The following is a 3,149-nucleotide window of genomic DNA, read 5'->3' as shown; positions in this document are numbered from 1 at the left end:
CATCTTCTACAACAACTGCTTCAAGAACGGCATTCTACCGATCCGCGTTGCCCAAGAAGACCTCGACAAGCTGTTCGACGACGCCGAGCGCGGCGCCAACGCGACGCTGACGATCGACCTGCCGAACCAGGAAATCCGCGGCCCCGACGGCGGCAAGGTCAAGTTCGAGATCGACCCGTTCCGCAAGCACTGCCTGATCAACGGCCTCGACGACATCGGCTTGACGATGGAGAAGAAGGCCTCGATCGACACCTATGAGGACAAGCTCAAGCGCGAACGCGCCTGGGCCTGATCTCAGATTTTCGTTCGAGCCCCGGTGCTGACAGCGCCGGGGCTTTTTCTTTGTCCTGATTATCACCTGTTGTTTGAGCATGATCTTTTCGGAAAACCGCTGCACACTTTTCTGGATCATGCTCTAAGCTTCCGGCCATGCTGCCCGACATCGTCACCTTCTGGCACGGCCCGATGGACGCCCTGCGCCAGACCTGCCTGCGCTCGCAGTTAGCTGCCGGCCACAAGGTCACGGTCTACAGCTTTGACACCATTCCCGGCCTGCCTGCGGGCGTCGGCAATGCGGATGCCGAAGCGATCCTGCCGCACGCGTTCTCCGAACGATTGCGGCCGCCACAGCCCGACGGAAGCTGGCGCGACTGGACCACGCTTCAGTTCAGCGACTTCTTCCGCATGAAGCTGATGGCGAAGGGCCTCGGCCTCTGGCTCGACGCCGACGTGCTGCTCTTGAAGCCCGTCGAGATCGATCCGGCAAAGCCCTACTTCGCCTGGGAGCGGCCGCGCCAGCTTGGCAATTCCGTGATCTACCTGCCGCCCGGGCACGGCATCGTTGCCGCCTTCGAAGAGCTGATGGAGCAGGAGGAGTTGACGCCGAACTGGCTGTCAGTGCGCCATCGCATCACCTTCATGATGCGCCGCCTGCGCGGCGGCTCGAATCGCCTCTCGGACATCCGTGTCGCGATCTTCGGACCTGCGGCGCTGACTGCACTGGCGCGCCGCACCGGCGAGCTGAGCCGCGCACTGCCGAAGCAGTCGTTCTACGCCGTGCACGCCGAGCCGAAGCTGTTCTTCGATCCCTCGAGCTATCTCGGCCTCGTCACCGACCCCGAGATCATCGGCCTGCACATCTCGCCCAAGGGGCGCGGCGGCGAGAAGCCGATCCCGGGCAGCCTGTATGCATGGGCGACGGAGCGGTTCGGCTAGGTCGCGTGCCCCGGACGCGGCGCAGCGCCTCTTCAGCGGTGCGCTGCTGAGCCGGGGCCCAGAGATGCAGCGAGATAGGTCTCGGCTCTGCGCAGCAGCGTTTCACGCTGCAGCGCGTCCGGGACACAAGAGCAATTCCTTGACCCCTTCCCAATTTGATCCAGCGCAACGCGCTCCTGCACCATTGTGCCTAATCTCGCTCCAATTCCACGACCCAAACGGAGCCTCGCATGAGCACCGCAAGCAGGCCTTATCCCATCGTTCAGGATCTCATCGACTCCTTTGCCAGCTGGCTGAAGCATCGCCGCGAGATGAACGAGATGCGGCAGCTCGATCGCGCCGATTTCGACCGGATCGCCAGCGATCTCAGGATCGCGCCCGACGATCTCGAAGAGCTGGTCCGTCATGGCAAGCACGCCGCAGATGAACTGCCGAAGATGCTGGAGCAGCTCGGCATCAGCGCCGAAGGGCTCGGCCGCGCACAGCCGCTGCTGCTCCGCGACATGGAGCGGGTCTGCTCGCTCTGCGATCACAAGGGCGAATGCGACCGCGATCTCGCCGACGGCACCGCCGCGGAGAACTATCACGGCTACTGCGCCAATGCCGCGACGCTGGAATCGCTCGATCGCGCCGACCTCGCGCCGCGTTGACGCGGCTCGGATTGCGACGAAGACTATCCGTTCAGCATCGATAGAGCCGTGCGCGCGAGATCGGCTGGCCGCTCCACCAATTGATCCGCGCCGGCCGCCTCCAGCTCATCCCGGCTGCCATATCCCCAGAGCACGCCAAGCCCGCGCATCGTGACCGCATGAGCGCCGACGATGTCGTGGCGGCGATCGCCGATCATGAGGCTGTGCGAAGCGGCGATACCGTATTCAGACAGGATATGGGCGAGTAACTCGGCCTTATGATCGAGCGTGCCGCCCGGCACCGAGCCGTGGATGCCGTCGAAATACACCGCCAAATTCAGGTTCTCCAGGATCCGTCGCGCGAAGACTTCGCGCTTCGATGTCGCGAGGTAGATCCTCAATCCGGCTTGCCGCAATTCCTGGAGTGTTCCGCCGATTCCAGGATAGGGCTCGCTTCCGAGCAAGCCGCTTTCACCGTAGTGCTGACGATAGGCGACGACGGCTTCATCGATCCGGTCGTCGCCATATGCCTGCAGCAGCGTCCGCAAGATGTCTTCGAGTGGCGGACCGATCGCTATGTCAGGTGCCTTGCCTGGATCGTGCCCGAGCACACGCAATGCGGCTGTGCAGCTTGCGACAATGCCCGGCCGCGAATCGATCAGCGTTCCGTCGAGATCCAGAAGGACGGATCGGGCCGGGGACACACCTCAGCCCTTGCTCATCGCGGCGATCGCGTCTGCGATCTCGATCGTGCGACGCGCCATGTCGGCGTGCAGGCGCTCCACCATCGCGCCATCCAGCCGGATCGCGCCGCGCGAGACGTTCTCCGGCAATTCGAACGCCGCGATGATCTTTCGCGCGCGCGCGACTTCCTCTTCCGGCGGCGTGAAGATCGCGTTGCAGGCTTCGATCTGCGAGGGATGGATCAGCGTCTTGCCGTCGAAGCCGAGGTCGCGGCCCTGCGCGCATTCGGTGGCAAAGCCGTCGGAATTGTTGATGTCGCTGTAGGGGCCGTCGAGGATTTCGAGGCCGTGGGCGCGCGTCGCCAGGATGCAGTGGGTGATCATCGGGATCATCGCGGCGCGGCCGGGCAACATCCGGATTCGCGTCTCGCGCGAGATGTCGTTCGGCCCGAACACGAAACCGGAGAGGCGCCTCGATGGATCGCGCCCGGCGGCGGCCAGCTCCTCGGCATGGAGCACGGCGCGCGCGGTCTCGATCATGGCCCAGACTCTTACGGTCGGCGCCGCGCCGAGCTCGGCAAGGCGACGGCCGATCGTGTCGAGATCTTCGACGCTTGAAACT

General features: G+C 64.2%; 5 protein-coding genes. 3 read left to right on the top strand and 2 right to left on the bottom strand.

The window, feature by feature from the left end; genetic code table 11:
* The 3 genes from AC1D00_RS33550 to AC1D00_RS33540 all read left to right on the top strand — a co-directional run.
* On the top strand, positions 1–292 hold a 292-nt coding region (locus AC1D00_RS33550), incomplete at its 5' end, for a 3-isopropylmalate dehydratase small subunit (RefSeq protein WP_477013621.1).
* 137 nt (positions 293–429) lie between these two features.
* The gene (locus tag AC1D00_RS33545; RefSeq protein WP_477013620.1) at positions 430–1,215 is read left to right on the top strand and encodes a glycosyltransferase family 32 protein; all 786 of its coding nucleotides are present in this window, start codon (positions 430–432) and stop codon (positions 1,213–1,215) included.
* Between the two features lie 230 nt (positions 1,216–1,445).
* Positions 1,446–1,865: a hypothetical protein gene (locus AC1D00_RS33540; protein ID WP_477013619.1), complete on the top strand. Its 420-nt coding sequence runs from the start codon at positions 1,446–1,448 to the stop codon at positions 1,863–1,865.
* A 23-nt stretch (positions 1,866–1,888) separates the two neighbouring features.
* Here the strand turns inward: AC1D00_RS33540 and AC1D00_RS33535 are convergent, their stop codons facing one another.
* Positions 1,889–2,548 carry an HAD family hydrolase gene (locus AC1D00_RS33535; protein WP_477013618.1) on the bottom strand — a complete coding sequence of 220 codons (660 nt, stop codon included), beginning with the start codon at positions 2,546–2,548 and terminating at the stop codon, positions 1,889–1,891.
* A 3-nt stretch (positions 2,549–2,551) separates the two neighbouring features.
* Positions 2,552–3,149: HpcH/HpaI aldolase/citrate lyase family protein (locus AC1D00_RS33530; protein ID WP_477013617.1), on the bottom strand; the 598-nt coding region annotated here is incomplete at its 5' end.

The organism is Bradyrhizobium sp. P2_E8, from assembly GCF_056403875.1.
This window is presented reverse-complemented; position numbering and strand designations above follow the sequence as displayed.

What these genes read in the sequence shown, in the direction of transcription:
- AC1D00_RS33540 (WP_477013619.1), top strand. Translation starts at nt 1,446, where the DNA reads ATGAGCACCGCAAGCAGGCCTTATCCCATCGTTCAGGATCTCATCGAC.
- AC1D00_RS33545 (WP_477013620.1), top strand. Translation starts at nt 430, where the DNA reads ATGCTGCCCGACATCGTCACCTTCTGGCACGGCCCGATGGACGCCCTG.